At 68.5% G+C, this 26,581-nt stretch carries 18 protein-coding genes and 1 pseudogene; 16 read left to right on the top strand and 3 right to left on the bottom strand.

Annotation, left to right across the window (positions count from 1 at the left end):
- Positions 1–7: 7 nt before the first annotated feature.
- The 12 genes and pseudogenes from IPN47_26110 to IPN47_26055 all read left to right on the top strand — a co-directional run bounded on the left by IPN47_26110 (position 8) and on the right by IPN47_26055 (position 13,512).
- Positions 8–613: a cytochrome C oxidase subunit II gene (locus tag IPN47_26110; GenBank protein MBK9411456.1), complete on the top strand. Its 606-nt coding sequence runs from the start codon at positions 8–10 to the stop codon at positions 611–613.
- Complete coding sequence (locus tag IPN47_26105) at positions 610–2,358, top strand: cbb3-type cytochrome c oxidase subunit I (protein MBK9411455.1); 1,749 nt, start codon at positions 610–612, stop codon at positions 2,356–2,358. The genes IPN47_26110 and IPN47_26105 overlap by 4 nt, the downstream gene beginning before the upstream one ends.
- A complete protein-coding gene (locus IPN47_26100) occupies positions 2,355–3,278 on the top strand; it encodes an SCO family protein (protein ID MBK9411454.1) in 924 nt (307 codons plus the stop codon). Before IPN47_26105 ends, IPN47_26100 begins: the two co-directional genes overlap by 4 nt.
- Before the next feature lie 189 nt (positions 3,279–3,467).
- A complete protein-coding gene (locus IPN47_26095) occupies positions 3,468–4,559 on the top strand; it encodes a hypothetical protein (GenBank protein ID MBK9411453.1) in 1,092 nt (363 codons plus the stop codon).
- A 37-nt stretch (positions 4,560–4,596) separates the two neighbouring features.
- Positions 4,597–4,899, top strand: a complete 303-nt coding sequence (locus IPN47_26090) for a DUF59 domain-containing protein (GenBank protein ID MBK9411452.1) — start codon at positions 4,597–4,599, stop codon at positions 4,897–4,899.
- Positions 4,896–5,390 (top strand): DUF2249 domain-containing protein, encoded by a 495-nt coding sequence (locus IPN47_26085; protein MBK9411451.1) that lies wholly within the window; start codon positions 4,896–4,898, stop codon positions 5,388–5,390. Before IPN47_26090 ends, IPN47_26085 begins: the two co-directional genes overlap by 4 nt.
- An 18-nt stretch (positions 5,391–5,408) precedes the next feature.
- Positions 5,409–5,804, top strand: a complete 396-nt coding sequence (locus IPN47_26080; protein MBK9411450.1) for a cupin domain-containing protein — start codon at positions 5,409–5,411, stop codon at positions 5,802–5,804.
- A gap of 307 nt (positions 5,805–6,111) precedes the next feature.
- Positions 6,112–7,152, top strand: a complete 1,041-nt coding sequence (locus IPN47_26075) for an amidohydrolase family protein (GenBank protein ID MBK9411449.1) — start codon at positions 6,112–6,114, stop codon at positions 7,150–7,152.
- A gap of 265 nt (positions 7,153–7,417) precedes the next feature.
- Complete coding sequence (locus tag IPN47_26070; protein MBK9411448.1) at positions 7,418–9,868, top strand: hypothetical protein; 2,451 nt, start codon at positions 7,418–7,420, stop codon at positions 9,866–9,868.
- Positions 9,869–9,887: 19 nt separating this feature from the next.
- Complete coding sequence (locus tag IPN47_26065) at positions 9,888–11,156, top strand: ROK family transcriptional regulator (protein ID MBK9411447.1); 1,269 nt, start codon at positions 9,888–9,890, stop codon at positions 11,154–11,156.
- Positions 11,157–11,179: 23 nt separating this feature from the next.
- Positions 11,180–11,965, top strand: a complete 786-nt coding sequence (locus IPN47_26060) for a glycoside hydrolase family 16 protein (GenBank protein ID MBK9411446.1) — start codon at positions 11,180–11,182, stop codon at positions 11,963–11,965.
- Positions 11,965–13,512: pseudogene (locus IPN47_26055) on the top strand (MFS transporter). Before IPN47_26060 ends, IPN47_26055 begins: the two are co-directional and overlap by 1 nt.
- Here IPN47_26055 and IPN47_26050 read toward each other — a convergent pair.
- From IPN47_26050 to IPN47_26040, 3 genes are all read right to left on the bottom strand, one after another.
- A complete protein-coding gene (locus IPN47_26050; GenBank protein ID MBK9411445.1) occupies positions 13,509–15,332 on the bottom strand; it encodes a glycoside hydrolase family 3 protein in 1,824 nt (607 codons plus the stop codon). The pseudogene IPN47_26055 and the gene IPN47_26050 overlap by 4 nt on opposite strands.
- Before the next feature lie 19 nt (positions 15,333–15,351).
- On the bottom strand, positions 15,352–17,553 hold the full coding sequence (gene bglX, locus IPN47_26045) for a beta-glucosidase BglX (protein MBK9411444.1): 2,202 nt from the start codon (positions 17,551–17,553) through the stop codon (positions 15,352–15,354).
- A gap of 1,350 nt (positions 17,554–18,903) precedes the next feature.
- On the bottom strand, positions 18,904–20,697 hold the full coding sequence (locus IPN47_26040; protein ID MBK9411443.1) for a hypothetical protein: 1,794 nt from the start codon (positions 20,695–20,697) through the stop codon (positions 18,904–18,906).
- 305 nt (positions 20,698–21,002) lie between these two features.
- Here IPN47_26040 and IPN47_26035 point away from each other — a divergent pair, with 305 nt between their 5' ends.
- From IPN47_26035 to IPN47_26020, 4 genes are all read left to right on the top strand, one after another.
- Entirely contained in the window at positions 21,003–24,398 is a 3,396-nt protein-coding gene (locus IPN47_26035; protein MBK9411442.1) for a PD40 domain-containing protein, read from the top strand.
- A gap of 93 nt (positions 24,399–24,491) precedes the next feature.
- Positions 24,492–24,893 carry a hypothetical protein gene (locus IPN47_26030; GenBank protein ID MBK9411441.1) on the top strand — a complete coding sequence of 134 codons (402 nt, stop codon included), beginning with the start codon at positions 24,492–24,494 and terminating at the stop codon, positions 24,891–24,893.
- Positions 24,890–25,090, top strand: a complete 201-nt coding sequence (locus tag IPN47_26025; GenBank protein MBK9411440.1) for a helix-turn-helix transcriptional regulator — start codon at positions 24,890–24,892, stop codon at positions 25,088–25,090. Before IPN47_26030 ends, IPN47_26025 begins: the two co-directional genes overlap by 4 nt.
- A gap of 171 nt (positions 25,091–25,261) precedes the next feature.
- The gene (locus tag IPN47_26020) at positions 25,262–26,554 is read left to right on the top strand and encodes an exo-alpha-sialidase (protein MBK9411439.1); all 1,293 of its coding nucleotides are present in this window, start codon (positions 25,262–25,264) and stop codon (positions 26,552–26,554) included.
- Positions 26,555–26,581: the final 27 nt, after the last annotated feature.

The raw sequence follows: 26,581 nt of genomic DNA, 5'->3' as shown, positions 1-26,581 counted from the left end.
GCCCACCATGCTGACCAAAGTGCATACGGGGCTCGACGCGCCTGAGGGTATCTGGTGGAAGCCAGCGCATCGTGCCGAAAAGATCTGGGTGGCCATCGCCTTCGCCTGGTGCATGGTGCTCTTCGCCATGATGCCGCTGTGGCACTGGCGCGGCGGGCAGAATCCCTCGGGCATCCGGCGCAAGGTGGAGCCGCGCGCCTTCTACGCGCGCACGCTGGAGTTTGCCAAGCAGTACAAGGTCGGTGAAGACCGCGGGCTGCCGATCGTGCAGCCCCCGGCGGGGAGCGACGTCTACCTCACGGCGCTCACCTTTCAGTGGTACCCCATCCTGCAGCTGGTGGAGGGGGAGACGTACCGGTTGCACCTGTCGGCGCTCGACGTGAACCACGGCTTCAGCCTGTATCCGCTGAACGTGAACTTCGCGATCTCGCCAGGCTATGACTACGCGCTCGAGGTCACGCCGACGACCGCGGGCGACTTCCGCATCATCTGCAACGAGTTCTGCGGTATCGGCCACCACGCCATGGTCGGGCGTGTGATCGTCCTCGACAAGTCCGGCAAGCCCGTCGCCGACAACGCCAACGCCCGCCTCAGCAACGGAGCCACGCCATGAGCGTCGCCACTCTCGCGGATCCGTTCCGCACCTGCCAGTTCACCGGGCGTCGCATTCATCACCAGGCCGAGGCGCTGGTCAAGGCCAATGCCGTGGTGGCCGTCGTCGCGCTCCTGATCGGGGCGATCGCCGCGCTCCTGCTCGTGCTCACCCGCTGGCAGGCGGTGCACCTGCTCCCCGCGGTGTGGTATTACCGCATCCTCGGGGTGCACGGGATGAACATGCTGATCTTCTTCATCATCTACTTCGAGATGGCGGTGCTCTGGTTCACCTCCACCGCGCTGATCAATGCGCGACCGGCGGCCCCTCGCCTGGGGTGGGTGAACTTCGGGTTGATGCTGGTCGGCACGCTCATGGTCGAGTGGATGCAGTGGAGCGGCAAGGCGGACGTGCTCTTCACGTCGTATCCGCCGCTCAAGGCGCACCCGCTGTTCTACCTCGGCATCATCTTCTTCGCCGTCGGCGCGCTGTTGGTCGTGGCGCAGTTCTTTGCCACGCTGGTCATCGCCAAGCGCGAGAAGACGTATGAAGGTTCGCTCCCGCTGGTGGTCTACGGCGCGGTGACGGCGGCGATCATCGCGGTGATCACGCTGCTGCACGGCGCCCTCATCTACATCCCCACCTTCCTCTGGTCGATCGGCGTGATTGACTCGGTCGATCCGCAGATCTATCGGATGATCTGGTGGGGGCTGGGCCATTCGTCGCAGCAGATCAACGTCGCGGCGATGGTGGCGGTCTGGTACATGCTCTCGGCGCTGACGGTGGGCGGCGTGGTGCTCAACGAGAAGGTGAGCCGCTCGGCCTTCGTGCTCTACGTGCTGTTCATCTCGATGGCCTCGGCGCACCATCTGCTCGTCGATCCGGGATTCGGCCCGGCGTGGAAGGTGGTGAACACCTCCTACTTCATGTACATGGCGGTGCTGGCCTCCATGATCCATGGCTTTACCGTGCCGGCCGGGATGGAGCTGGGGATGCGGTTGCGCGGGCACACGCAGGGGCTGTTTGGATGGCTGCGGCGCGCGCCGTGGGGCGACCCTGGTTTCAGCGGGATGGTCTTCTCGGTCATCGTCTTCGGGTTCGTGGGTGGGATCACCGGCGTCACCATTGGCACCGAGCAGATCAACATCATCGCCCACAACACGATGCGCATCCCGGGGCACTTCCACGCCACGGTGGTGAGCGGGACGGCGATGGCCTTCATGGCGGCGACCTACTACCTCCTCCCGCTCGTCTTCCGTCGCAAGGTGGCGTTCTGGGGGGCGGCGCGGTGGCAGCCGTATCTCTTCTCACTCGGGATGTTGCTCCTGTCGATGGGGATGACCTTCGCCGGAAGCTTCGGTGTTCCGCGCCGGCACTGGGATATCTCCTTCTCCTCGGCGCCGTTCAGCGTGCAATTCAACCCGGCGGTCGACCTGGTGCTGGCGGTGATGGGAATCGGTGGAATCATGGCGGTCACCGGGGCGTTGCTCTTCATCGCGATCGCGGTGAAGTCGGTCTTCCTGGGCGAACCGGTGGGAGAAGTTGTCCGCGGTGTGGCGGTCGCCGGCATTCCACAGGGACTCACCAACCCGCCGACGCATGTGCCTAACGTCGACGAGGTCAACGAACGCCTGCACCGCGAGGCGCCGAGCTGGGTTGGGCCGACGCCGGGAACGGCCGCGTTGGTCGGGACATTTCTCGCGGCCTTCGTGGTGTACTACTTCACCAACTGGAAGCTGTTGAGCGTGTTATGGAAAGTCGGGTGACACACACGGTAAACGTTGCAGGTGACGGTCGCGTCCGGGGGATCTTCCCCGGGCGCGGTGCGGCCGCCGTCACGCTGGCGCTCATCATCGCCATCACGATCGGGTGGTGGGCGCTTGCGTTGTACCCGGTGGGCATGGAGGCACCAACGTGGGTCCTGCGCACGCGCGCGGCCTGCTTTGGTGCCACCGACTCGGGGCTGCCGTCGGCCGGCGGGTGGGTCTTGCTGGTGGGTGAGCCGCTGGGCATGGTGGGCGTGCTCGTGGCGGTCTGGGGACGTGCGCTCCGCGACGACCTGTCGTGGCTGGCCCGGCGATGGTGGGGCCAGGGAGCGATGGCGGCCGTGGCGCTCGCCGTCATGGCCGGGTCGGTTGCAGCTGCCGACCGGGTGAGCGGCGCCCTCGCGCTCATGCGCGGCGACGTCTTCGCTCCGCGTGCGGCGGCCGCACCGATTGCCCGACTCGATGTGGCCGCGCCGGCGCTCGTCCTCATCGACCAAAGGGGCGCCCAGTTCGATCTCGCTTCGTGGCGCGGGCGCCCGGTCATCGTGACCTTCGCCTTTGCCCACTGCGCCGATATCTGTCCGACGCTGGTGCACCAGCTGCGTGAGGCGCGCACGCACTCCCGGCGCGACACGGTACCGATCGTCGTCGTCACGCTCGATCCCTGGCGCGACGTCCCCGCGCGGCTCCCGCACATCGCCCAGCAGTGGGCGTTGTCGGCGAGCGATCGCTTGTTGAGCGGGAGCGTGGACGAGGTGAGCGCGGTACTCGATGGGTGGGGCGTGGGGCGCTCGCGCGACGGCGCCACCGGCGACATCAACCACGCGGCCGTCGCATTTCTCGTGAACGCCGAGGGGCGCCTCGCGGCGCGACTCGACGGTGACCTCGACCGCATGCGTGAGCTGCTGCGAGCGTCGTAATCCCCAATGCCCGCTGCTGTGCCTTCTGCTGTCCCCTCTGCTGTCCCTGCTGCTGTGCCCCCTGTTGCCGACCCTGTGCCCGTGCGCACGACCTCGAGCGGTCCGCCGTTTCGGCTGCCCGGAACGCACTTCGCTGCTGCGCTCGCGTTTCTGTGCCTCGCCGCGGCGGGGGCGGTTGTCCAGGCGCCGATGCTCGCACTCGGCGGCTACTCGACCACGCCGGTGCTCGCCGTCGTCCATCTCCTCACGCTCGGCTGGTTCACCACGTCGATCATGGGAGCGCTGTACCAGTTCCTCCCGGTCGCCGTCGGCGTCCCCATCGCCTCGGAGCGCGTGGCACACGCGAGCTTCGCGTTGTACGTGCCTGGTGTCCTCGCCTTCACCGCCGGGCTGGCGGCTCATCGCCCGATGTTGCTGCTGGCGGGGGTAACCGCGCTGGTGCTGGGGGCGCTCAGCTTTCTCGGGAACGTTTCGGTGACGCTCCGGCGCGCCCCCAAGCGCGACGTATTGTGGTGGTCGCTGGCCTGGGCGCTCACCTTCCTCGCCGTCACGCTCCTGCTGGGCGCGTCGCTCAGCGCCAACCTGCACCTCGCGTTCCTCGGGGTCGTGCGCCCCATCGCCCTGGGGGCGCACCTGCACATCGCCCTCGCTGGCTGGGTGCTGCTGTCGATGGTTGGTGTGTCACAGCGCCTCTTCCCGATGTTCCTCCTGAGCCACGGCGGGAGCGACCGGTATGCGGTGTGGGCCATGCGGTTGGTCGCCGCCGGCGCCGGCGCCCTGGCGCTCCTGCACCACGTCCCCATTGCCGGACGTTGGCTCCCGGCGCTCCTCATCGGCGCAGGCGTGGTCGCCTTCGTCCTGCAGTCGCGCGAGTTCTACGCGCACCGTCACCGCCAACAACTCGACGCGGGGATGCGCCTCGCGGCATGGGCGCTCGGTGGGCTCGCGAGCGCGCTTCCGCTGGCGGTGGTCGTCGTTGCGGGGCGTGCCTCGCCGCGCGTGCAGGTGGCGTACGTGGCGCTCGTGCTCATGAGTGTGTGCGCCTTTGTGGTGGCGCACTACTTCAAGATCGTCCCGTTCCTGGTGTGGAACCATCGCTTCGGCCCGCTGGCCGGCACGCGCCCGCTCCCGCGCGTGGCCGACCTCTACTCGGCGCGCGGCGCGCAGCTCGCGGTCGCGCTCCTTGTGACCGGGACCGTCGTGTTCGTGGCCGCCGTCGCGTTAGGCTGGGGGTCGGCGCGCGCCTCGGGGCGAGCGTGTTCGCTGCGGGGGCACTGGTGACGGCGGGACAAATGCTGGCCATTTCGCGGAGGACTCCATGAACGAACGCACTTCCACCGAGGTCGAGCAGGGCGTGCTGGACGCGCTGTCGACCGTGATCGATCCCGAGGTCGGCCTCGACGTCCTGTCGATGGGGCTGGTGTATGGGGTGGCCGTCGGCTCCAACGGAGTCGTCACCGTCACCTACACGCTTACCACCGAGCACTGCCCCATGGGCGACCACATCACCAACGGAATCATGCAGGCGGTGTCGCGCGTCCCAGGTGTGACACGCGTCGAACCCACGCTGGTGTGGGAACCGGCGTGGCATCCTGGACTGATTCAGGAGGACGAGGGATGAACGTGTTGCGCGATGACCTGCCGCTGGCGCTGCAGGTCGTGGACTCGGCGAAAGTCGTCGAGGTGGACGTACGGGAAGATCTGCGGAACGGGCGCGAGCCGTTCGCGCGACTGATGGCGGCCAAGAGTACGGTGGAGTCCGGAGGTGCCCTGCTGGTACGGGCCATCTTCGAGCCCGTCCCGCTCTACACGGTCATGGGGAAGCACGGCTATGTGCACCACACCGAATCGCTGGCGCCTGACGATTGGATGATCTGGTTCTATCGCGACGTGGCGGTGGTCGATGTGCGCGACATGGAACCTCCCGAGCCGCTGTCGTACACGCTGGCCGCGCTCAAGACCTTGCCGCCCGACGCCACGCTGGTGCAGATAAACGTGCGGGTCCCCATGCTGCTCCTTCCACGACTGGAAGCCGAGGGCTATGCGTATGACGTGCGGGAGCTCGCGGAGGATCGCGTGCACGTCTTCATCACCAGGAAGGGTACGGCGTGAGTCGTCGTGCCTAACACCATGACACTGGAGATCGTGATGTCATCACTCGACCGCCCGCTCGACGGGCAGGCCCTCGTGCTCGACCTCGCGCATGAGCATGCGCAGATGAAGGCCCTGCTCCCCGACAAGCACGGGCGCACGGCGCGCACCATCCTCAAGAGCGGGGCGCTGCGCCTCACGCTCATCTCGCTCGCACCGGGGGGCGCGCTCCCCGATCACGCCGCGTCCGGGCCGATCACGGTCCAGGCGATCGAAGGGCGAATGCAATTCGCGGTCGACGGCGTCGTGCACGACCTGGGGCCAGGGTCGATCATCTCGGTCGGGGCGCACGTGCGGCACGCGGTGACGACCGAAGCGGGGGTGACCTTCCTCCTCACCGTCGCCATGCCCGAATCGGTGGGCGGAGCGACCTGACGGCCGCCGCCTCGTCGGCGCCTGGCTGGCGCCACGCCGACGCTCACATCGAACGAGGGCGCATCACGGATCGCGAGGGGACGCGCGCGGGTACAGATTTCCCGCCCTCACCCGTGTGGATTCTGTCATGCGCCCTGTGTTTGGTCGTTTCGTCCGCTTCGTCCCTGTTGTCGCCTCGCTATTGACCCTCCCCGCTCTCGCGCACGCCCAAGGCGGGCAGGGGCGCGGCGGGACGCAGATCCAGCCGGGGGAGCAGTGTCCGCCGGGAATGACCGAGGTGCGGCCGCGTAACTGCCAGGCGCCGACGATGCCGGCTCCCAGCATCGTCGACTACCGCCCGCGCAACACGCTTAAGGCGCCGGCGCACACGGTGCCCAAGGCGAAGTTCCCGGCGATCGACTATCACGGTCACCCCACGTCGCAGCTCGGCTCCGCCGACGGGCTCAACGAACTCGCCGACGCGCTCGACGCGCTCAACGTGCGGGGGATGGTGGCAGCCAACAACGTCTCGGGCGAAGCGCTCAAGCGGCAGGCGGCGCTCGTGCAGGGGTCGCCGCGCATGAAGGATCGCGTGCGCTTCCTCACCGGAATCGACTTTCGCAACGTCGGGCCCGGGTGGGCTGAGAAGGCGGTGGCGCAGCTCGAGGCCGACGTTGCAGCTGGTGCGGTCGGCATCGGCGAGATCGGCAAGGGGCTCGGCCTCTCCACGAAGAAGGGCGACGGCTCGCGCCTCACGATCGACGACCCCGAGCTCGACCCGGTCTGGCAGGCCGCCGCGCGCCTCAAGCTCCCCGTCTTCATCCACACGGCCGACCCGCAGGAGTTCTGGGAGACGATCGACTACAACAACGAGCGCTGGCTCGAGCTCGCGTTGTTCCCCGGTCGGCGCTATCCGGCGGAGCAGTACCCGTCGTTCGAGACGCTGATGACCGAGCGTGACAACCTGGTCAAGCGGAACCCCAAGACAACCTTCGTGATCGCGCACATGGGGTGGCACGCCAACGACTTGGCGAGACTGGGGAAGATGTTCGACGCCAACCCCAACCTGCACACCGAAGTGGGCGCGGTGCTCTACGACATCGGCCGCCAGCCGCGCGCCGCGCACGACTTCTTCATCAAGTACCAGGATCGCATCCTCTTCGGGAAGGACTCGTTCCAGCCCGAGGAGTACCCGTACTACTGGCGCGTCTTCGAGACGCGCGACGACTACTTCGACTACTACCGTCCGTACCACGCCTTCTGGAAGCTGTACGGGATCGACCTGCCGGATGCAGTGCTGAAGAAGGTCTACTTCGGGAACGCCCTGCGCATCACCGGTGGGCTTCCGCAGGGAGGGTGGCCGAAGTAGCGCGCTCGGGCGAGGCTCGGGCCACGCGCGAGGGTGCTCCGCGACGTGGCCGTCGCGGGATGACGAACGAGGGGCGCCGTCGAGGCGCCCCTCGTTGTTTTTCCAGCGCCGCGGCGTTTCGGCCGAGTGGTGTGCGACAGATCTTCTTGACACATCGTCCCGTCGTCCGCATACTTTGTTCGCGCGGCAAACAAAGCCCGGGCGCCGCCGCCCATGAGGGGACTTTCCTCGGCCCGGGATCTCCGCTTCCCATCGGAGCGATCAGATGTCTGCGCTGCTTCTGCGGCTTCCGCGGCTTTCGCGAACCTCCGCCCGCTCGATCGTGGCTTTCGTCGGGGCCGCCCTCTCGGCCTCCGCCTGCAGCCGTGACCTCGATACGCTGGAGCCGGCGTCGTTCCCGACGCAGAGCGCGGTCTTCTCCGATACCTACGTCGCGGCCTCGTTCCAGGCCTTCGGGGGCTCCAAGCTCGATGCGGTCCAGATCGATCCCGAGACGCGCCTGCGTGGGAGTGCCGCGCTCAAGGTGACCGTCCCGGCTCCCGGCGACGCGTCGGGGGGATATGCGGGCGGGGCCTTCGTGGCCAACGTGGCGCGCGACCTTACTGGCTACAACGCCCTGACCTTCTGGGCCAAGGGGAGCATCGCCGGCAAGATCGACGTGGTCGGGCTCGGGAACGACAACTCCGGGACGTCGCAGTTCACGGCGCAGGTGGCGGGGTTGCAGCTCACGACCGCCTGGAAGAAGTACGTCATTCCCATCCCCCTGGCGTCCAAGCTCGAGCGCGAGCGCGGCGCCTTTTTCTTTGCCGAAGGAGCGGAGAACGGCGCCGGCTACACCATCTGGTTCGATGAAATCCAGTACGAGAACGTCGCGACCCTGCGCAACCCGCGCCCGGCCATCGCCTCGCAGACGCTGAACGACGAGGTCGGGGCGAGCTTCAAGATCTCCGGGACCACGGTCACCTTCGACGTCGGCGGCAGCGACGTCACGGTCGACGCGTCGCCGGCGTACTTCACCTTCAAGTCGTCCAACGAGTCGGTGGCCAAGGTTGCGGCTGACGGCTCGATCCAGGTGGTCGGTGCGGGGACGTCGACGGTGAGCGCCACGCTCGGCGCGACCACCGCCAGCGGCTCGGTTGCCCTCACCGCGGCGGCACCACCCACCGCGGCCGCGCCGACGCCCACGCGTCCGGCGGCCGACGTCATCTCGCTCTTCAGCGATGCCTATCCCAACGCGCAGGTCGACACCTGGTCGGCCAGCTGGGACGTGGCCGACGTGGCCGACGTCCAGGTGGGAGGGAATGCGGCCAAGAAGTACAGCAAGCTTTCCTACGCCGGCATCGAGTTCACCTCGAAGACGGTGAACGCCGCGGCGAGCACGCTGCTCCACATCGACCTGTGGACGCAGGATGCGGGGGCGTTCAAGGTCAAGCTGGTCGACTTCGGCGCCAACGGCGTCTTCGGTGGTGGTGACGATTCCGAGCACGAGATCACGCTGTCGCGCACCTCGACCCCCGCGGTCGGAACCGGGGCGTGGAACTCGCTCGACATCCCGATGGCGCTGTTCACCGGGCTCACGGGGAAGGGGCACCTCGCGCAGATGATCATCTCCGGGTCGAGCCCGACCATCTACGTCGACAACGTCTACTTCTACCGCGTCCCGGTCCCCACGTCGCCGCCTACCGCAGCGCCGACGCCGGCCGCCCCGGCGGGGAACGTCATCTCGCTCTACAGCAACGCCTATCCCAACGCGCAGGTCGACACCTGGTCGGCGCCGTGGGACGTGGCCGATGTCGAGGACGTGAAGATCGCGGGCAACGACACCAAGAAGTACAGCAACGTCGTCTTCGTCGGGATCGAGTTCACCTCGAAGCCGATTGATGCGACGGCGATGACGACGCTCCACATGGACCTGTGGACCCCCGACCCGACGACGCTGCCCAAGTCGTTCCGCATCAAGCTGGTCGACTTCGGGCCGAACGGGACGTTCGATGGCGGCGACGACTCGGAGCACGAGTACTCGGTCACCGCGTCGTCCACGCCGCCGCTGGCGACGGGGAGCTGGGTGGGGATCGACATCCCGCTGGCGGCCTTCACGGGGCTCAAGGCGCGGGCGCACCTGGCCCAGATGATCCTGGTGGGCGACCTCAAGACCTTCTTCGTCGACAACATCTACTTCTCGGCGTCGGGCACGCTCACCGCGCCGGTTACGGCGGCTCCGGCCCCGACGTGGGCCGCGGCCGACGTCATCTCGCTCTTCAGCAACGCCTATCCCAACGTCACCGTCGACACGTGGTCGGCTGGCTGGGACCAGGCCGACCTGGCCGACGTGAAGATCGCGGGCGACGACGTGAAGAAGTACACGAACCTCGTCTTCGCCGGGATCGAGTTCACCTCGGCGCCGGTCAACGCCTCGGCGATGACCCACTTCTCGTTCGACCTGTGGACCCCCTCCCCGACCGACGCGCCCAAGGTTTTCAAGGTCAAGCTCGTCGATTTCGGGGCGAACGGGGTCTTTGGTGGCGGCGACGACGTGGAGCACGAGCCGGTCTTCAGCCGCACCACCACCCCCTCGCTCACCTCCGGGAGCTGGGTCCGCTTTGACATCCCCCTCTCCGTTTTCGCTGGCCTGACGACAAAGGGGCACCTGGCACAGTTGATCATCGCGGGTGATCTCCCTACGGTCTATGTCGACAATGTGCTCCTGCACAAGTGACATCGACCTGGAGGGCGGCATGCTCGACGAGCCGTGGAAATCGAAGGTGACGGGGGTAGTCCAGCCTGAAGTGGCGCCGTGGCGCGCCGATGTGACACGTCCGCCCTCGCTCGCCGACTCGGTGCTGCGGCTCATCTGGGACGAGCGGGCGATCTCCCGAGCCGACATCGCGCGGCGCACCGGGCTCTCGCGCTCCACGGTGTCCGAGGTGGTCACGGAGCTCCTGGCCACGCGGCTGGTGGACGAAGCCGGCGAAGGGGCGTCGAGCGGCGGGCGTCGCCCCATCGTGCTCGAGTTCCAGGACGACGCGTGCGTCATCCTCGGCGTCGACATGGGGGCGACGCACGTCTCCGTGGCGCTCACCGACCTGCGCGGGCGCGTGCTGGCGTGGGAGAATCGCCCCTTCCCGGTGCGCAGCGATCCCGAGGGAACGCGCGCCCTCATCGCCGAGTTCTGCGCGGAGTGCCTGCGGAGCTGGGGCGGCGATCCGGCGCGCCTGGTGGGGATCGGCATCGCCGTGCCCTGTCCGGTCGACCCGCGCCACCAGGATCGATTCTCCACGCACGTCCTTCCCGCGTGGAAGGGGCGCGCGGGCTTCGAGGCGTTAGGCGCTCGTTTCGGTGCCCCGATCTTCATCGACAACGACGCCAACCTGGGCGCCGTGGCCGAGCGGTGGTGGGGGGCGGGGCGCGGCTTCGACGACTTCACGTACATCAAGGTGGCCACCGGCGTCGGCGCCGGTCACATGGTGGGCGGGCGCATCGCCCGTGGCGCCAGCGGGGTGGCGGGCGAGATCGGGCACATGGCCATCGATCTCTCCGGCGACCCGTGTGACTGCGGCAACCGTGGTTGCCTGCAGACCTTCGTTGGGGCGAGTTCGCTGGTGAAGCGCGCGCGCCAGCTCCTCCCCGAATACCCCACGAGCGTCCTGCACCAGGGGGCGCTGACGATCGACGCCATCGAGAACGCCGCGCTCGCCGACGATCCGCTGGCGATTCACGTGATCAGCACGGCGGCCGATTACCTGGGGATCGCGGTGGCGGGCGTGTTGAACCTGATGAACCCGGGGGCGGTGATCATCGGCGGCGGCATTGCGCGCCTGGGTGAACGCCTGCTTGTCCCCCTGCGCGAGACGGTGCTGCGCCGGACCTTCGTGAGTTCGGTGGCCGCATCGGAGATCATGACCAGTGCCCTTGGGCCGCGCTCCATCGCCATCGGCGCGGCGACGATCGTGCTCGAGGCCGCGCTGGGCGACCCGCGGCTCTTTCCAACCATCGGCGCGCGGTAGCGCGCCCTTCACCCGGCTGGCCCATGAACAGACGTATCGCGCTGCTCTCCCTTTCATTGGCCGGCCTCGTCGGATGCACCGAACCGGATGGACCGTGGGTCCTGGCGTGGGAGGATGACTTCAGCGGCGCCGCCGGGGCACTGCCTAACCAGTCCAACTGGCGCTTCGACGTCGGGACCGACTGGGGGAACGCCCAGCTCGAGTTCGACACCGACCGGGCGAGCAACGCCTCGCTCGACGGTTCCGGGCACCTGGTGATCACGGCGCGCCAGGAGTCGTTCCGCGGGAGTGGTTACACCTCGGCGCGCCTGACGACGCAGGGGAAGCAGGAGTTCAAGTACGGGCGCATCGAGGCGCGCATCAAGATGCCGTCGGGGCGCGGGATCTGGCCCGCCTTCTGGCTGTTAGGGGCCAACGAGGACGTGGTCGGGTGGCCGCAGGCGGGGGAGATCGACATCATGGAGTACCGGGGGCAGGAGCCCAGCGTCGTGAATGGGACGCTGCACGGCCCCGGCTACTCGGGGATCAACGGCTTCACGCGGCGCTACCTCCTGGACGGCGCGCGTTTCGACGCCGACTACCACGACTTCACCGTCGAGTGGGACGAGGACCAGATCAAGTGGAAGGTCGACGGACAGACCTACCATGAGATCAAGCGCAGCTACGTCCCCGGCGCCTGGGTCTACGACCATCCGTTCTACATCATCCTGAACGTGGCGGTCGGTGGGGGATACGTTGGGCCGCCGGATGGCTCGACCGTCTTCCCGCAGTCGATGCTGGTGGACTGGGTTCGCGTGTACCGGCGCTGATGAGCGCCACCACGCGGGTCGGCGCGCTGATCAAGACGGCCATCGCGGCCTGGCATGCGCGCCTGGGGTCGAAGGATGCGGCGAAGCCGTTCACGACGTTCGAGACCAAGCCCGAGGACCGCATCTCCTTCCCGAAGAAGGTGGCGTACGGGATGGGGGCGTTCGTGAACAACCTGCTGGCGGCGGCGATCGGGGGGATGATCGTCGTCCTCAACCTCGGGCTGGGGATGAACCCGGCGTTGGTCGGGCTGCTGGGGCGATACCGCGCATCAGCGATGCGCTTACCGATCCGCTGATGGGGTACATCAGCGACAACACCTCGTCGCGATGGGGGCGGCGCCGGCCCTACATCTTCGCCGGTGCCATCTCCAGCGGGTTGATCTACGCCGCGCTCTGGCAGCTCCCGGCCGGCCGGAGCGAGAACTACTACTTCTGGTTCTTCCTCATCGGCTCGATCATCTTCTACGTGGCCTACACCATCTTCGCCGCGCCGTGGGTGGCGTTAGGCTACGAGCTCACCCCCGACTACCACGAGCGCACCCGCCTCATGGGCGTGCAGAACTTCATCGGCCAGCTGGCCTACGTGGTGTCGCCGTGGTTCCTCTGGATCATGAACCGGAAGGAGTGGTTCGCCACGCCGGTGGAGGGGGCGTCGGGGCTGGCCATCGCCATCGCGATCGTCGTCATGGCCATCGGCATCCTGCCGGCGATCTTCCTGCGCGAGCGCTTTGTCCAGCCGAACGCGAGTCCGGTCGACGGTGCGGCGCCGCGCGAGAGCGGGTGGGAAGGGCTCAAGCGCAACAGTGCCCTCTTCTTCAAGGGCTTTGCCACCACGCTGCGCTCGCGCCCGTTCATGAAGCTGTGTATCGCCACCTTCCTGGTGTTCAACGGCTTCATCATGATCTCGTCGTTCCAGTTCTACGTGATCATCTACTACGTGTTCGGCGGCAACCAGGAGCTAGGCGCGAAGTACGCCGGGTACTCGGGGACGCTGGGGGCGGCGAGCACCTTCGCGGTGATCTCGTTCATCACGTGGCTCAGCACGCAGATCGGCAAGCGCCGAGCCTTCTTCATCTCCACGGGTGTCTCGATCGTGGGTACGGGCTCAAGTGGTTCTGCTACGATCCGCAGCATCCGTGGCTGCTCCTCGTCCCGGTCCCGCTCACGGCCTTTGGCCTCGGCGGGCTCTTCACCCTCATGGGGTCGATGATCGCCGACGTGGTCGACGTGGACGAGCTCGAGACGCGGCAGCGCCGCGAGGGGATCTTCGGGGCGATCTACTGGTGGGTCGTGAAGCTCGGCATGGCGGCGGCGCTGGCGGGCGGTGGGTACCTGCTCAATGCGACCGGCTTCCAGGTGGCCCCTGGGGGGAGCAGTGGGCGCAGACCATCGTGTTCATCCGCCTCTTTGACGTCGGGTTCCCGATGATCACGTCGGCCATCGCGATCTGGGCCATCGCGACCTATCCGATCACCGAGGAGCGCGCACACGAGGTGCGCGCCGAGCTCGAGCGCCGTCGCGGGGCGGCGGCGCCGGTCACTGCCTAACGCGTCCGCCCGGTGGTAAGTCCGTGGCCGCGAGGATACAGCGCCTCGCGGTCGCGGGCCTCCGCCGTCGCGCCGTCGGCCGTGGCCGGCCAGGCGAACGGAAGCGTCCCCTGGAAGCCGTCGCCGCCGAACAGGACGTCGGCGACTCCGCCTCCCTCCGACCCGGGGAGCCAGGCCGCGACGAAGGCCGCCGACTCGGCGAGTTCGTCGTTCACCACCAGCGGGCGCCCCGACACGAGGACCGTCACCACGGGGATCCCCTTGGCGCGGATGGCACGAATCGTCGCCAGCTCCTCCGGGTGGAGCGTCGCCAGTTCGAGCGAGTCGCCGTAGGGCGGCAGTCGCAGGTTCTTGCCGCCAAAGGCCGACCCCGCGCCGATCGTCTCCACGCCGCGCAGGTCGCCCATCCCCTCGGCGTACGGCTTCTCGCCGATGACCACGAGGGCGACGTCGTGCGCGCTCGCGTCGGCGGCCGAGCCGTCGACGCTGAGCGTCGCCCCAGGTGCAACGTCGCGGATTCCTTCCCAGATCGACGTCCCGCCGTGGATGAAGTCGTTCCCCGTGGTCCCCTGCCAGGCCACGGTGAAGCCGCCGCACTGGTGCCCACGGTTGTCGGCGTTGCGCCCGGCGACGAGGATGCGGTCGCTGGGGGTGAGGGGGAGGAGTCCACCCTCGTGCTTGAGCAGGACGAGTGACTTCCGCACCGCCTCACGCGCCACCGCGCGATGCTCGGCGGCGCCAAGGCAGTCGTGCTGCGACCAGTGACGGTCCGCCGGGCGCGGGCGTTCGAAGAGCCCGTACCGGTGCTTCACGACGAGGATGCGCCGCACGGCGTCGTCGATGCGCGACATGGGGATCGTGCCATCGGCGACCAGGCGCGTGAGGTGCGCGAGGCAGGCGCGCCACTCCACCGAGACCATGAGCATGTCGACGCCGGCGTTCACCGCCTTGCCGATGGCGGTCGCGTAGTCGGGGTCGAGGTAGTCGACCCCGTCCCAGTCCGAGATGACAAAGCCGGAAAAGCCAAGCCGCCCCTTGAGGACGTCGGTGAGCAGGTAGCGGTGGCCGTGGCACTTGTCGCCGTTCCAGCTATTGAACGACGCCATGACCGTCAGCACCCCTTCGGCGAGGGCCGGGAGGTACGGGGCGATGTGCGTGCGGGTGAGCTCGTCCTCGTCGACGAGGGTGTTTCCCTGGTCGAAGCCCTGATCGGTCCTGCCGTCGCCCACCCAGTGCTTGGCGCAGGCGATCACGCCGTCGCGACCCAGGTCGCCCTGCAGCCCCCGAACGAAGCGTGCGGCGTAGCTCGCGACGCGCGCCGGATCCTCGGAGTAGCTCTCGTACGTGCGTCCCCAGCGCAGGTCGCGCGCGACGGCGAGCGTGGGAGCAAAGGTCCACTCCACGCCGGTGGCGAGGATTTCGCGGGCGGTGGCCTGCGCGATGCGCTCGAGCAGGTCTGGATCGTTGGTGGCGCCGAGCCCGATGTTGTGGGGGAAGACGGTGGCGCCAAGGACGTTGGCATGGCCGTGGATGGCGTCGACGCCGTACAGGAGCGGAATGGGCGTGCGCCCATCCTCGTCGCTCATCGACGCGGCCCAGTACGCGTCGTTCATGGCGATCCAGTCCGCGGGGCGATTATCACCCGGGCACGAGCCGCCCCCGCTCAGGATCGAGCCGAGGTGGTAAGCCTTCACGTCGTCGGGCGTGGCGGCCTGGCGCTCGGGCTGCATCATCTGCCCGAGCTTCTGTGCCAGCGTCATGCGCTCGAGGATGGCGTCGGCGCGGGCACCGAGCGTCTGCGGGTCGGTCGAAGCGGTCATATGCGGGACTCGTGAGGGTTCACGGCGTGGTCGGTGCCAGCAGGACGAACTCGAGGTGGAGCGCGGCGTTGGAGTCACCGCCGATCCCGGCATGGAAACGCCCGGGCTCGGCCGCCAGCTGCATGCCGCGACCATGGAACGCGAGGTCGTGCGCCGCAAGCGTGAAGGAGACCGTACGACGCTCCCCGGGAGCGAGGCGAAGCTTCTGGAAGCCCTTGAGCTCGCGCACGGGACGCGTGACGCTCCCGACCAGGTCGCGCACGTACAGCTGCACGACTTCGTCGCCCTCTCGATGGCCCACGTTGATGACGTCGACGCTCAACGTGAGGGTGCCGTCCATGGGCAGTTCGGCGGTGCTGGCGCGGAGATGTTCGTACGCGAAGGTGGTGTACGACAGCCCGTGCCCGAAGGGAAAGAGCGGCGTCCAGTGCACATCGAGATGGAACGACGTGTTGCCGACGGAGAGCTGCGGGGCGCGCGGCTGGATATCGTCGATGTGAATGTACGTGGCCGGCGTCGCCGGCTTGCCGCCATGCTTCTGCGCGTAATAGATGGGGAGCTGCCCGGTGACGCGGGGGAAGGTCACCGGGAGCCTGCCCGACGGCGAGGCGACGCCGAAGAGGAGGTCGGCGATGGCCTCGCCTCCCATGCAGCCGGGGTGCCACGCGCAGAGGATGGCGTGACAGTGGTGCGCGATGCGCTCCAGGGCGAGCGCGCGCCCGGTCATGAGGACGAGCACGATCGGCTTTCCGGTGGCGGCGACGGCCTCGATGAGCGCTTCCTGCGCGCCCGGGAGTGCGACGTCGGCGCGGCAGTGCGCCTCGCCGGAGAGGATGGCCTCCTCTCCCAGGACGAGGACGACCACATCGGACGACTCGGCAGCTGCAACCGCTTCGGCGAAGCCGGCGGTGCCGTGACTGCGCGTCGTCTCCACCCCGCGGGCGTAGTGCACGGCGATCTGGTCGCCGGCCAGGGCGCGAATGGCGGGGAGGAGCGGGCGGCTGAGCTGGGCGTCGCCGTCGAAGATCCAGGTCCCGAGCTGCTCGTACGGATCGTCGGCCAGGGGGCCGATGACCGCGATGGTGCGGAGCGACTCGCGGGAGAGCGGGAGCGCTTGGTAGTCGTTCTTGAGCAGGACCGCCGATTCGATCGCCGCGGCGCGTGCCGCCGCCAGGTGCACATCGGCACCGGGCGGTGGAAACTGCGCCGGATCCGTGTAGGGCTGCTCGAAGAGCCCCAGCCGGAACTTGATGCGCAGGATGTTGGCGACCATCGCATCCACCCGCGCCAGCGGCACTTCGCCGTCGTGCACGAGCGCGGCCATGTGATGGGCGTAGGTGTGGCTCGCCATCTCCATGTCGACGCCGGCGTTGGCGGCCTCGCGCGCCGAGCCGCGATCGTCCTCGGTGAGGCCGTGCACGGCGAGCTGGCGAATGGAGTCCCAGTCGCTCACCACGAAGCCGTCGAACCCCCACTCCTCGCGCAGCACCTGTGTGAGGAGCCAGGCGTTGCCGGTGGCGGGGACGCCATTGAGGTCGCTGAACGACGTCATGATCGTCATCGCCCCTGAGTCGATCGCCGCCTTGAACGGCGGGAGGTGCACGTTGCGCAGGTCGTGCTCGGGGATGCTCGTGGTCGCGTAGTCGCGCCCGCTCTCGCTGGCGCCGTAGCCGGCGAAGTGCTTGGCACAGGCCGCCAGGCGCCCGCGAGCTGCCGGCGCGCCGGATTCGTCCTCGCCCTGGAAGCCCCGCACCATGGCGGCACCCAGCACCCCGGAGAGGTGCGGGTCCTCGCCTAACGACTCGGCGACACGCCCCCAGCGGGGGTCGCGGGCGATGTCGAGCATGGGGGCGAAGGTCCAGTTGACGCCTGCCGACGCCGCCTCGCGCGCGGCGACGCGCGCTCCCTCCCGCACGAGCGCGGGGTTCCAGCTCGCCGCCTGGCCCAGCGGGATCGGGAAGACGGTGCGAAAGCCGTGGATCACGTCGCGCCCGATGAGGAGCGGGATGCCGAGCCGGCTCTCCTCCACGGCGATGCGCTGCAGCTCGTTGACCGTGGCGGCGTGCACCTCGTTGATCACCGAGCCCACGCGTCCGTCACGCAGCGACTGGCGCAGGTGGTCGGGGACGTGTCCGCCCCCGGATTGCACCTGCGCCAGCTGCCCGATCTTCTCCTCGAGCGTCATGCGCGCCAGCAGCTCGCGCACTCGCCGCTCGATCATCGCGTCACCACCCAACGGTCACGTACGAACGGATTTCCCACTCGCGCCCCGTCTTGGCGGGGGCGGTCGGGTCGCACGCGAGCGACCCCGTGGCGTCGGCCACGCGCTCGGGGCAGTAGCGCGGCGAGAAGCGGTCGAGCGTGCGCCACGTGCCGCGCAGTCCGAAGCGCGTCCCCGGGACGTTGAACCAGCTCGGCAGCCCCAGGAAGTACGAGAGGTCGCCCATGAGCTGCGTGGGATACGTGAGGTTGAAGTCGCGATGGTAGTCGAACGGCCCCCAGTCGTTGAACTTGGCCGCGGCGGACACCTTCATCTGCCCGGTGGCCAGGCGCAAGTCGCCACCGTAGCGCTTGATGAGGCGCGCGCTGTTCCCGTTAGGCTGGGCTGTCCCCCAGAAGCCGTTGGCGATGAGGCGGAGCGACGGCGACACGCGCGAGACGACGCGGCTGCGAACTTCCCAGAGATCCTTGGCCGGCGGGGCGCCAGGGAAGGCGAAGAGCGTGCGCCCGTCGGCGAGGATGCCGATGGCGGCGTCCTGCGTGGTGGGATAGTGGCGATAGATGTAGCCTAGGTTGAAGGCGAGGCGCGCATCTTCCCGGTTGTCGCTGTCCCACGCGTACATGAAGGTCGCGGGGGTCGGGTCGAACGAGATGAGGATCTCCCCCGCCGTCTGCTCGCGGTTGCCACGCACGACGAACGGGTCGTCGAGGATGTTGCGCGGGCGTCCGGGCGCCGGGACGTCGGCCGGGATGGGGCCGACGATCGGCTTCTGCCAGAGGAAGTTGGGGGCGATCTGGAACTTGCCCACGGCATAGGTGAAGCCGGTGAGCGCGTTCCAGTTGTTGCCGCTCCCGCTGTCCTTGAGCCCCCAGCCGGTGAACGTCATGGTCTGCGTGGGGCCGCCGTCAGCCACAATCCCCATCGCGGCACCCTGCGCGTACCAGTTCCACCGCCCGCGCGACCAGGTGACCTTGGCCTTGGCGCCGAGGGCGTCCGAGTCCTTGATCTGGTCCTGCAGCATGCGGTAGGAGCCGGGGCCGCCGTCGGCGATCTGGAAGACGCGTCCCACCCTCGTGTTCCCCCCCCAGATGCCGCCCAGCTCGAAGCCGGCGGCGCCGCGGGTGGTGGCCAGGTGCAAAGTCCCCGTGCGGACCTGCGGCTGCGGGATCGCGAACGACGACGCCGTCTGTCCCTGCCGCGCGATGTCCTCCTGGTAGACCCCCGTCACCTGGAAGGCTCCCACCTGCCGGCGATACTTGGCCAGCACCGCGGGGTTGGCTCCCCACCACAGCTCGGGCCCGGCCGCGATCTTGAGCCCGTCGAACTTGCGCTTGCCGGTGAACTCGAAGCCTAACGGGGCCTCGCCGTTGTAGATGTCGATGTTGGGGCCGTAGTTGGCCTCGCGATACAGCCCGAAGAAGTCCCCTTCGTACCCCCAGTGGTAATGTCCGGTACGATAGAAGCCGTCGAGTCGGAAGTTGCGCTCGTCCCAGCCGAGGCTCGCCCGGTACACCTTGAGGCGCTCGATGCTGTTGTCCTTGTAGCTCGAACCGTCGGCCTGCAGCAGCGTGCGCGAACGCCCGCGGTTCTCGTCACCTTGCCCAGCATGTTGAGCGAGAGCGTGGCCGTGACGTTCTGCGCCGGGTTCGCGGTCAACTCGGCGAAGTACGACTCCATCCGGTCGAAGCCGGTGGAGGCGGGACGCGCGGTGGCGCTCGGCGTACGCGACGACGGGGTCGAGAGGCGGCTCCCACCGGTGCTGAAGGTCGAGAACTCGAGCCGCATCCCGCTCAGCCGCACGCGCTCGGTAGCGTTGGAGCCTAAAGCGGCGCCGTCACCGCGCGCCTTGAGCGCCATCTCCGTGGTGCTGATCGCCGCAAAGTGCGAGCGGATGGCGGCCATGCTGGTGGCCGATGCGTACGGGTCCAGCGTGTAGGCCTTCTGCAGGGCGTAGAACGCGGCGCGCGGAAAGAGCTGGAAGTGGCCGCGGAAGTCGGTCGGCCCCTTGGCCACGATCCCCCACCACTCCTCGTTCATGTTGTTGTCGCCCTTCGAGTGGTCCTCGGCGTATGCGGCGTTGGCCCAGCCGGCGTCGGTGTCGTGGATGTCGAGGCGCTCCTCCTGCTTCACCTTCCACCACCCGTCGCTCCACTGGAAGGTGAAGCCGCCGATCGCGTTCCCCACGCCCCCCTTGCCGGCCGACTGGCGGTAAATCTCCTCCCACTGCGCCAGCAGGTAGCTCGCCTGCGTCAGCTGGTCTTCGCGCATCTCCCTGGCGTTGTACGCGTCGGCGCCGAACTCGGTGAACATGACCGGGACGCCGAGCTTGTCCTTGACGCGCTGGAAGGCGTCGCCGAACGAGAGTCCGCGATAGACGTTGGAGCCGAAGACGTCGAGCCCCTTGGCTTCCTCGGCAATGATGTCGAGGTACTGCAGGTCGCCGTTGGCCATGGCGACCGGGTGGGCGGTGTCGATCGCCTTGATGGCGCGGATCGTCTCGCCGAAGAGCGAATAGAGGTAGCGCGCCTTGGCGGCGTCGCGCTCTCCCGCGGGGAGTTGTTCGGTCTCGGCCGACTTCCAGACCAGCCCGTAGTTGTTCTCGTTCCCCAGGAGCCACATCAGCACGCCGGGCGTCCCCTTGAACTGCTCGACCAGGGCGGTCACCTCGCCGATGATCGCGCTGCGGACGCGCGGGTCGGAGTAGTCGGTGTGGGCCTGGTAGGCGCCGTTCACCGTGACGCCGTAGCGCCCCATCGAGTGATTGAGGACGGTGAAGATCCCGTACTGTTCATAGATGTAGCGCACCCACTTGGGAGGGACGCCGGCGTACTGCCGGATCGCGTTGACCCCCATGCTCTTGAGGAGCGACATCTCCCCGGTCGAGCGCCCCTTGATGAAGTCGTCGGGCTGCCCCCAGAAGTTGTAGGCGTAGTTGGTCCCGATGGGGAAGTAGTCCCAGTTCATCCCCAGGACCATGAAGTCGCGCCCGTCGACCTGCAGGCGTGATCCGGCGGCGTCCGAGACGACCTGGACGCGTTGGGCGAGCGGTGCCTGGAAGGGGAGGGCGGTCAGCGCGGCGGCGAGTGCCGTGGCGAACCAGCGCCGGCCCAGACGCCGGACGACGGGAGTGCGAGTCGGACCCATGCGAGCCTCTTCTTGGGGGCGGACTGGACGGCGGACCAAGGGAGAGGGGGGTCCGTTCCAGACTTTGTTCGAATGCAGAACAAAGTTGTGTTCACTGGGTCCGGTGTCAAGAGAAGAGCGGGGCGCTGTGGCAGGGGACGGTACTGGTGGCGATGTTCTGTGCGCTTCGCCCAACGCCGGGCGAGGTCGCCCGCCGACGGACGGGCGAGCAACTCCGCCCAACGCCTGGCGAGCCGCCCCGCCGGGCGTCGGGTGAGCGAGCCTGCCCAACCGAGGGTGGGGAACACCTTCAGGAGAACCGATCGATGACGCGGCGCCCAATTCTTCGAACGCTCCGACTGGCGCAGTCTGCCGCTGCCGCCCGCAGGCTCGTCCCGATCATCTCGCTCGTCGCCTTGGCGGGGAGCGTCGACGCGGCGTGGGCGCAGGCTCCGGCGCGCCCGGCGGGGCGAGCGGCGCTCCCGCTGGAGGGGGCGCGCCACCTGCGCTTCACGGCGACCAAGGGGTCGTGGATGTCGGTGGACGTGAGTCCCGACGGGGCGCGGCTGGTCGTCGACCTGTTGGGCGACATCTATACAATACCGGCCACCGGCGGCTCGGCGACGCGCCTGACGAGCGGGATGGCGCACGATGCGCAGCCGCGCTGGAGCCCTGATGGCCGGCGCATCGCCTTCATCAGCGACCGCAGCGGGGGGAACAACCTCTGGGTGATGGCGGCCGACGGGAGCGACACGCTGCAGCTGTCGAAGACGACCGATGACATGTTCGTCTCGCCGGAATGGACGCCGGACGGGAAGTACATCGCCGTGACGCGCTCGGTGCAGGGGGCGCCGAAGATCTTCCTCTATCACGTGGATGGAGGGGCCGGGATCCAGGTGATCCGCGAGCCGGCGCCGCTGTCGGCGATCGGGGCCACCTTCTCGCCCGATGGGCGCTACCTGTGGTACGGCACGCGACAGGCCACGTGGACCTACAACGCGATCTTCCCGCAGTTCCAGCTCGCCTCGTACGACCGCGAGCTCGGGACGACGACGACGATGACGGCGCGCTACGGCTCCGGCTTTCGTCCCGCGGTTTCACCTGACGGAAAGTGGCTCGCCTACGGGAGCCGCTACGAAGAGAAGACCGGGCTGCGCGTGCGCGAGCTGGCCACCGGCGACGAACGCTGGCTCGCCTATCCCATTCAGCGAGACAACCAGGAGGCGATGCTCGAGACCGACGCCTTGCCGGGCTACGACTTCACCCCGGACAGCAAGGCGATCGTCATCAGCTATGGCGGCGAGATCTGGCGCGTCCCGGTGGACGGGAGCGCGCCGGCGAAGATCCCGTTCAGCATCGACGTCGACGTGGCCATCGGGCCGGAGGTGAAGTTCCAGTATCCCATTGAGGACACGCCGACGATCGTCGCCCGCCAGATTCGCGATGCGGTCCCGTCGCCCGATGGCACGCGCATCGCCTTCTCGGCGTTAGGCGACCTGTACGTGATGGAGCTGCCGGGGGGTGAGCCGCGCCGCATCGCGTCGAGCGCCGAGGGGGAGTTCCATCCCTCGTGGTCGCCCGACGGCGCGTGGGTCGCGTACGTCACGTGGGGCGACGCGGGAGGACACATCCACAAGGTGCGCGCCGATGGGCGCGGGCAGCCGGTGCGCCTCACGCGCGACATCGCCACGTACTTCGGCACGCAGTGGTCTCCCGACGGGACGCGCATCGTGGCCATGCAGGCCGATGCGCGGGAGCTCAAGGAGACCGTGCAGCGCTTTGGCGGCGGGCAGGCGGCGCGCTTCGTCTGGGTGCCGGCGGAAGGGGGCGCCGTGACGCGCATCCGTGCAGCTGGCGGGTTGGCCGATCCGCACTTCACCAGCGACCCTGGGCGCATCTTCGCCTACGGCGGGAGCGAAGGGCTCGTCTCGTTCCGGTGGGACGGGACCGACCAGCGGCAGCACGTGCGGGTGACGGGAGCCGCGCAGCCCGGAGCCAACACCCCGCCTAGCGCCGGCACCGTGCGCATGGCGCCCAAGGGGGACCTCGCGCTCGCCCAGGTGGGGTCGGACTTCTACGTCGTGACCGTCCCCCTGGTGGGAGGACCGGTCCCGGTCATCTCGGTGGCGACGCCGGAGAGCGCGCCGACGCCGGTGCGCCGCCTCTCGGACATCGGCGGCGAGTTCCCGGTGTGGCAGTCGAGCGGGCGCGTGGTGCACTGGTCGATCGGCAATGCCCTCGTGACGTACGATCTGGACCGGGCCAAGGCCTTCGACGATTCGGTGCGTGTGGCGCGGCGTGCCGCGGCGGCGCAGCCCCCCGCGCCGGCTGCCTCCGGCGACACGGCGCGCCGCCCGGCAGCGCGCGACACCACGACGGCGACCTACAAGCCGACAGAACTTCGCATCCGCGTGAGCGGCACGCGTGACATTCCGCGTGGCGCGGTCGTGCTGCGTGGTGCCAAGGCGATCACGATGAAGGGCAACGAAGTGATCGAGAATGCCGACGTCGTGGTGCGCGACAACCGCATCGTCGCCGTCGGCACGCGCGGCGCGGTCGAGGTACCAGCGGGGGCACGTATCGTCGACGTGACGGGCAAGGTGATCATCCCCGGCTTCGTCGACACGCACGCGCACTTCCGCCACTCGCCCGACATCCACACCACGCAGCCGTGGGCGCTATTGGCCAACCTGGCCTATGGCGTCACCACCACGCGCGACCCGCAGACCGGCTCCACCGACGTGCTCAGCTACGCCGACCGCGTGTCGACCGGCGACATCGTGGGCCCGCGCATCTACTCCACGGGGCCCGGCATCTTCGCGGGTGAGCGCATTCGCTCGTTGGAGCAGGCGCGCAACGTCCTCAAGCGTTACAGCGAGTACTACGACACCAAGACCATCAAGATGTACGGGGCCGGCAACCGGCAGGTGCGGCAGTGGATCATGATGGCGGCGCGCGAGCTGCGCCTCATGCCCACCACCGAGGCGGGGCTCGCCTTCCGCACCAACGTCACGATGGCAATCGACGGCTACTCCGGCGTCGAGCACAACCTGCCGATCACCCCGCTCTTCGACGACGTCATCAAGCTCTTCGCCACGTCGGGGACGGTCTCCACCCCCACGCTCCTCGTGTCCTATGGCGGGCCGTGGATGGAGAACTACTACTACACGAAGGAGAACCCCAACAAGGACGCCAAGCTGCGCCGCTTCACCCCCGACGACGACCTCGACTCCAAGACGCGTCGCCGTGGGCAGGGGGCGGGCGGATCGCCGGGGCCGGCCGGGTGGTTCCTGGACGAGGAGTACAACGCCAAGGCGCACGCCGGCGTCATTCGCGACCTGGTTGCGGCTGGCGGCAAGGCCGGCATCGGAAGTCACGGCCAGCTGCAAGGGCTCGGCTACCACTGGGAGCTGTGGACCGTGGCGTCGGGGGGCCTCACCAACCACGACGCCCTGCGCGTGGCGACCCTCATGGGGGCCGAGGCGTTGGGGCTGGAGAAGGACCTCGGGTCGCTCGAGCCGGGAAAGCTCGCCGACCTCATCGTCCTCGACGCCGACCCGCTGGCCAACATCCGCAACACCAACACGGTGCGTCACGTGATGATGAACGGCCGCCTGTTCGACGGCAGCACGCTCGACGAGCAGTGGCCGCGGCAGCGCGCGCTCCCTGCGCAGCCGTGGCGGCAGGAGGCGCCCAAGGTGAACGCGGGGATCCGGCCGTAACGCTCAACCCGGGAGGGAGTAGAGGACAAGCATGCTTGACAGAAAGTAAAGCATGCTTTACTATGCTCCTCGACCCTCCCACGAGAGCACGGCATGTCGCACCCTCGCCCTTTCCACTCCATCGCGAACCGCTGGCGGATCGTCACCAGCTTTTCTCTGTGGGGCGCCACGTACGTCGGCGTTCGACTCATCCTCGACACCCCGGTCGCTGGGGGCTGGCGGGCCGCACTCGCGCTCGTCCCGCTCCCCTTCTTCCTCTGGCTCCTCGTGGAGCTCATTCGCGCCCTGCGTGTGATGGACGAACTCGAGCGCCGCATCCAGCTCGAGGCACTGGCCGTGGCCTTCCCGCTGTCGCTGGTGCTGTTCATGACGCTCGCCCTGCTCGAGATCGCGCTCCCGCTCGATCCGGCCAACTGGAGCTACCGACACATCTGGCCCTTCCTCACGATCTTCTATGCGGCGGGGCTCACGATCGCTCGCCGCCGCTATCAATGAAGAACGCGCTACGCAGCATGCGCGCCCAACGCGGCTGGTCGCAGGCCGAACTCGCGGAACGGCTTGGCGTCTCACGCCAGACGGTGAATTCGATCGAGACGGAGCGCTACGAGCCGAGCCTCACGCTGGCCTTTCGCATCGCGTCGCTGTTCGGCGAACGCATCGAGGCGCTCTTCACGCCGGACCCGCCGCACTAGGCGTCCGAGGCATCCCCGCGACCTTCCTGCCGCGCGACTTCGGCGCATATTCACCAATCCTGCACTGCAGGGGCACCCGCTCGGCCGCCGTAGGCGCCGCTCCTCGGCTCCATTGCGCACGCGTCCGACTCTCTCTGGTCGCACACCGGGCCGTCACCAAGAGCTTACGCCATGGTTCCTGATTCTCGATGGCTTTCAGCGATCGGCCGATCGTTCGCGGTCGTCGTCTTCACCTGGAGCGCTGCCGCTCGCGCGCAGGAGCGCCCGACCACGCTCTCGGTGGAGGGTCGCTCCAGCGATAACGTCTCCATCGCCGCCAGCGGCAACTTCGTGGTCGTGGCGTGGTCTGCGGCGACGACCGGCGTCACGGACATCTACGCCGCGGCGAGCCGCGACGGCGGTGTCTCCTTCTCGCCTCCCGCGCGCGTGAACGGCGTGGCGGGCCAGGCGCGGGTGGATGGCGAGATGCCGCCGCGCATTGCCCTCATCCCTCGCTCGAACGGTGAACCTGAGATCACCGTGATCTGGACGACAGCGGCGGGGAAAACCTGGCGCCTGCTGATGGCGCGCTCCACCGATGGGGCGCGCAGCTTTGGGGCGACATCGGCAGTTCCGGGGACGGATGGACCGGGGACGCGCGGATGGGAGTCGGTCGCCGTCGATCCGCGCGGGCGCGTCGTGGTGGCGTGGGTCGACCATCGCGAGTGGGAGCCCGGGAGCGCGACGGCCAAGTCGGAGAAGCAGCCAGCGCCCCACGCGTCGCACGAGATGTCGGACTCCGAAGAGAAGGCCGGCCTCTCGACGCTCCTCGTGACGACGCTCGGCGCCAACGCACCGAGGGAGATTGCCCGCAGCGTCTGCTATTGCTGCAAGACGTCGCTGGTCGCCGTCGGGAACGACGTCCACGTGGTGTGGCGACACGTCTTTCCCGGCAACGAGCGCGACATTGCGATCGCGACCTCGCGCGACGGAGGACAGCGTTTCTCCGCGCCCGCGCGAGTGAGCAACGATCGATGGAAGTTCGATGGTTGCCCCGACAACGGACCGACGGTGGCGATCGACCGCCAGCGGCGCGCGCATGTCTTCTGGGTGACCCCGCAAGAGGGTGGAGACGTCTCGCAGATGGTGATGTACCACGCCGTCTCGCCCGACGGGCGCGCGTTCTCACCGCGCCAGCGCATCACGACCAAGGGACTCCCCGGGCACGCGCAGGTCGTCACCGAGCCTAACGGTAACCTGCTCCTCGCATGGGACGAGATCGGCCAGGGGACGCGGCGTGTGCTCGTGGCGCGCGTGGCCGTCGACCCGAATGGCGCAACGCGCCTGATCCCCGTCCCCTCGCCCGAGGAGGGAGAGGGTCATCACCCGACGATCGCCACCACGCCCGGCGGGACGCTGATGGCGTGGGTACGCCACCCTTCCAAGGGCGCACCGAGTACGATCGGCGTGGCGCGCGTACGGTAGTCGGGACCTCATACGTTCGAGCGATTC

This window comes from Gemmatimonadota bacterium (genome assembly GCA_016719105.1).
Classification (GTDB): Bacteria; Gemmatimonadota; Gemmatimonadetes; order Gemmatimonadales; family Gemmatimonadaceae; genus SCN-70-22.
This window is presented reverse-complemented; position numbering and strand designations above follow the sequence as displayed.

Coding starts and splice junctions, on each gene's coding strand:
- IPN47_26095 (MBK9411453.1), top strand. CDS start 3,468: ATGCTCGCACTCGGCGGCTACTCGACCACGCCGGTGCTCGCCGTCGTC.
- IPN47_26030 (MBK9411441.1), top strand. CDS start 24,492: ATGTCGCACCCTCGCCCTTTCCACTCCATCGCGAACCGCTGGCGGATC.
- IPN47_26070 (MBK9411448.1), top strand. CDS start 7,418: ATGTCTGCGCTGCTTCTGCGGCTTCCGCGGCTTTCGCGAACCTCCGCC.
- IPN47_26020 (MBK9411439.1), top strand. CDS start 25,262: ATGGTTCCTGATTCTCGATGGCTTTCAGCGATCGGCCGATCGTTCGCG.
- IPN47_26035 (MBK9411442.1), top strand. CDS start 21,003: ATGACGCGGCGCCCAATTCTTCGAACGCTCCGACTGGCGCAGTCTGCC.
- IPN47_26025 (MBK9411440.1), top strand. CDS start 24,890: ATGAAGAACGCGCTACGCAGCATGCGCGCCCAACGCGGCTGGTCGCAG.
- bglX (MBK9411444.1), bottom strand. CDS start 17,553: ATGATCGAGCGGCGAGTGCGCGAGCTGCTGGCGCGCATGACGCTCGAG.
- IPN47_26080 (MBK9411450.1), top strand. CDS start 5,409: ATGACACTGGAGATCGTGATGTCATCACTCGACCGCCCGCTCGACGGG.
- IPN47_26090 (MBK9411452.1), top strand. CDS start 4,597: ATGAACGAACGCACTTCCACCGAGGTCGAGCAGGGCGTGCTGGACGCG.
- IPN47_26040 (MBK9411443.1), bottom strand. CDS start 20,697: ATGGGTCCGACTCGCACTCCCGTCGTCCGGCGTCTGGGCCGGCGCTGG.
- IPN47_26105 (MBK9411455.1), top strand. CDS start 610: ATGAGCGTCGCCACTCTCGCGGATCCGTTCCGCACCTGCCAGTTCACC.
- IPN47_26085 (MBK9411451.1), top strand. CDS start 4,896: ATGAACGTGTTGCGCGATGACCTGCCGCTGGCGCTGCAGGTCGTGGAC.
- IPN47_26110 (MBK9411456.1), top strand. CDS start 8: ATGCTGACCAAAGTGCATACGGGGCTCGACGCGCCTGAGGGTATCTGG.
- IPN47_26075 (MBK9411449.1), top strand. CDS start 6,112: ATGCCGGCTCCCAGCATCGTCGACTACCGCCCGCGCAACACGCTTAAG.
- IPN47_26050 (MBK9411445.1), bottom strand. CDS start 15,332: ATGACCGCTTCGACCGACCCGCAGACGCTCGGTGCCCGCGCCGACGCC.
- IPN47_26060 (MBK9411446.1), top strand. CDS start 11,180: ATGAACAGACGTATCGCGCTGCTCTCCCTTTCATTGGCCGGCCTCGTC.
- IPN47_26065 (MBK9411447.1), top strand. CDS start 9,888: ATGCTCGACGAGCCGTGGAAATCGAAGGTGACGGGGGTAGTCCAGCCT.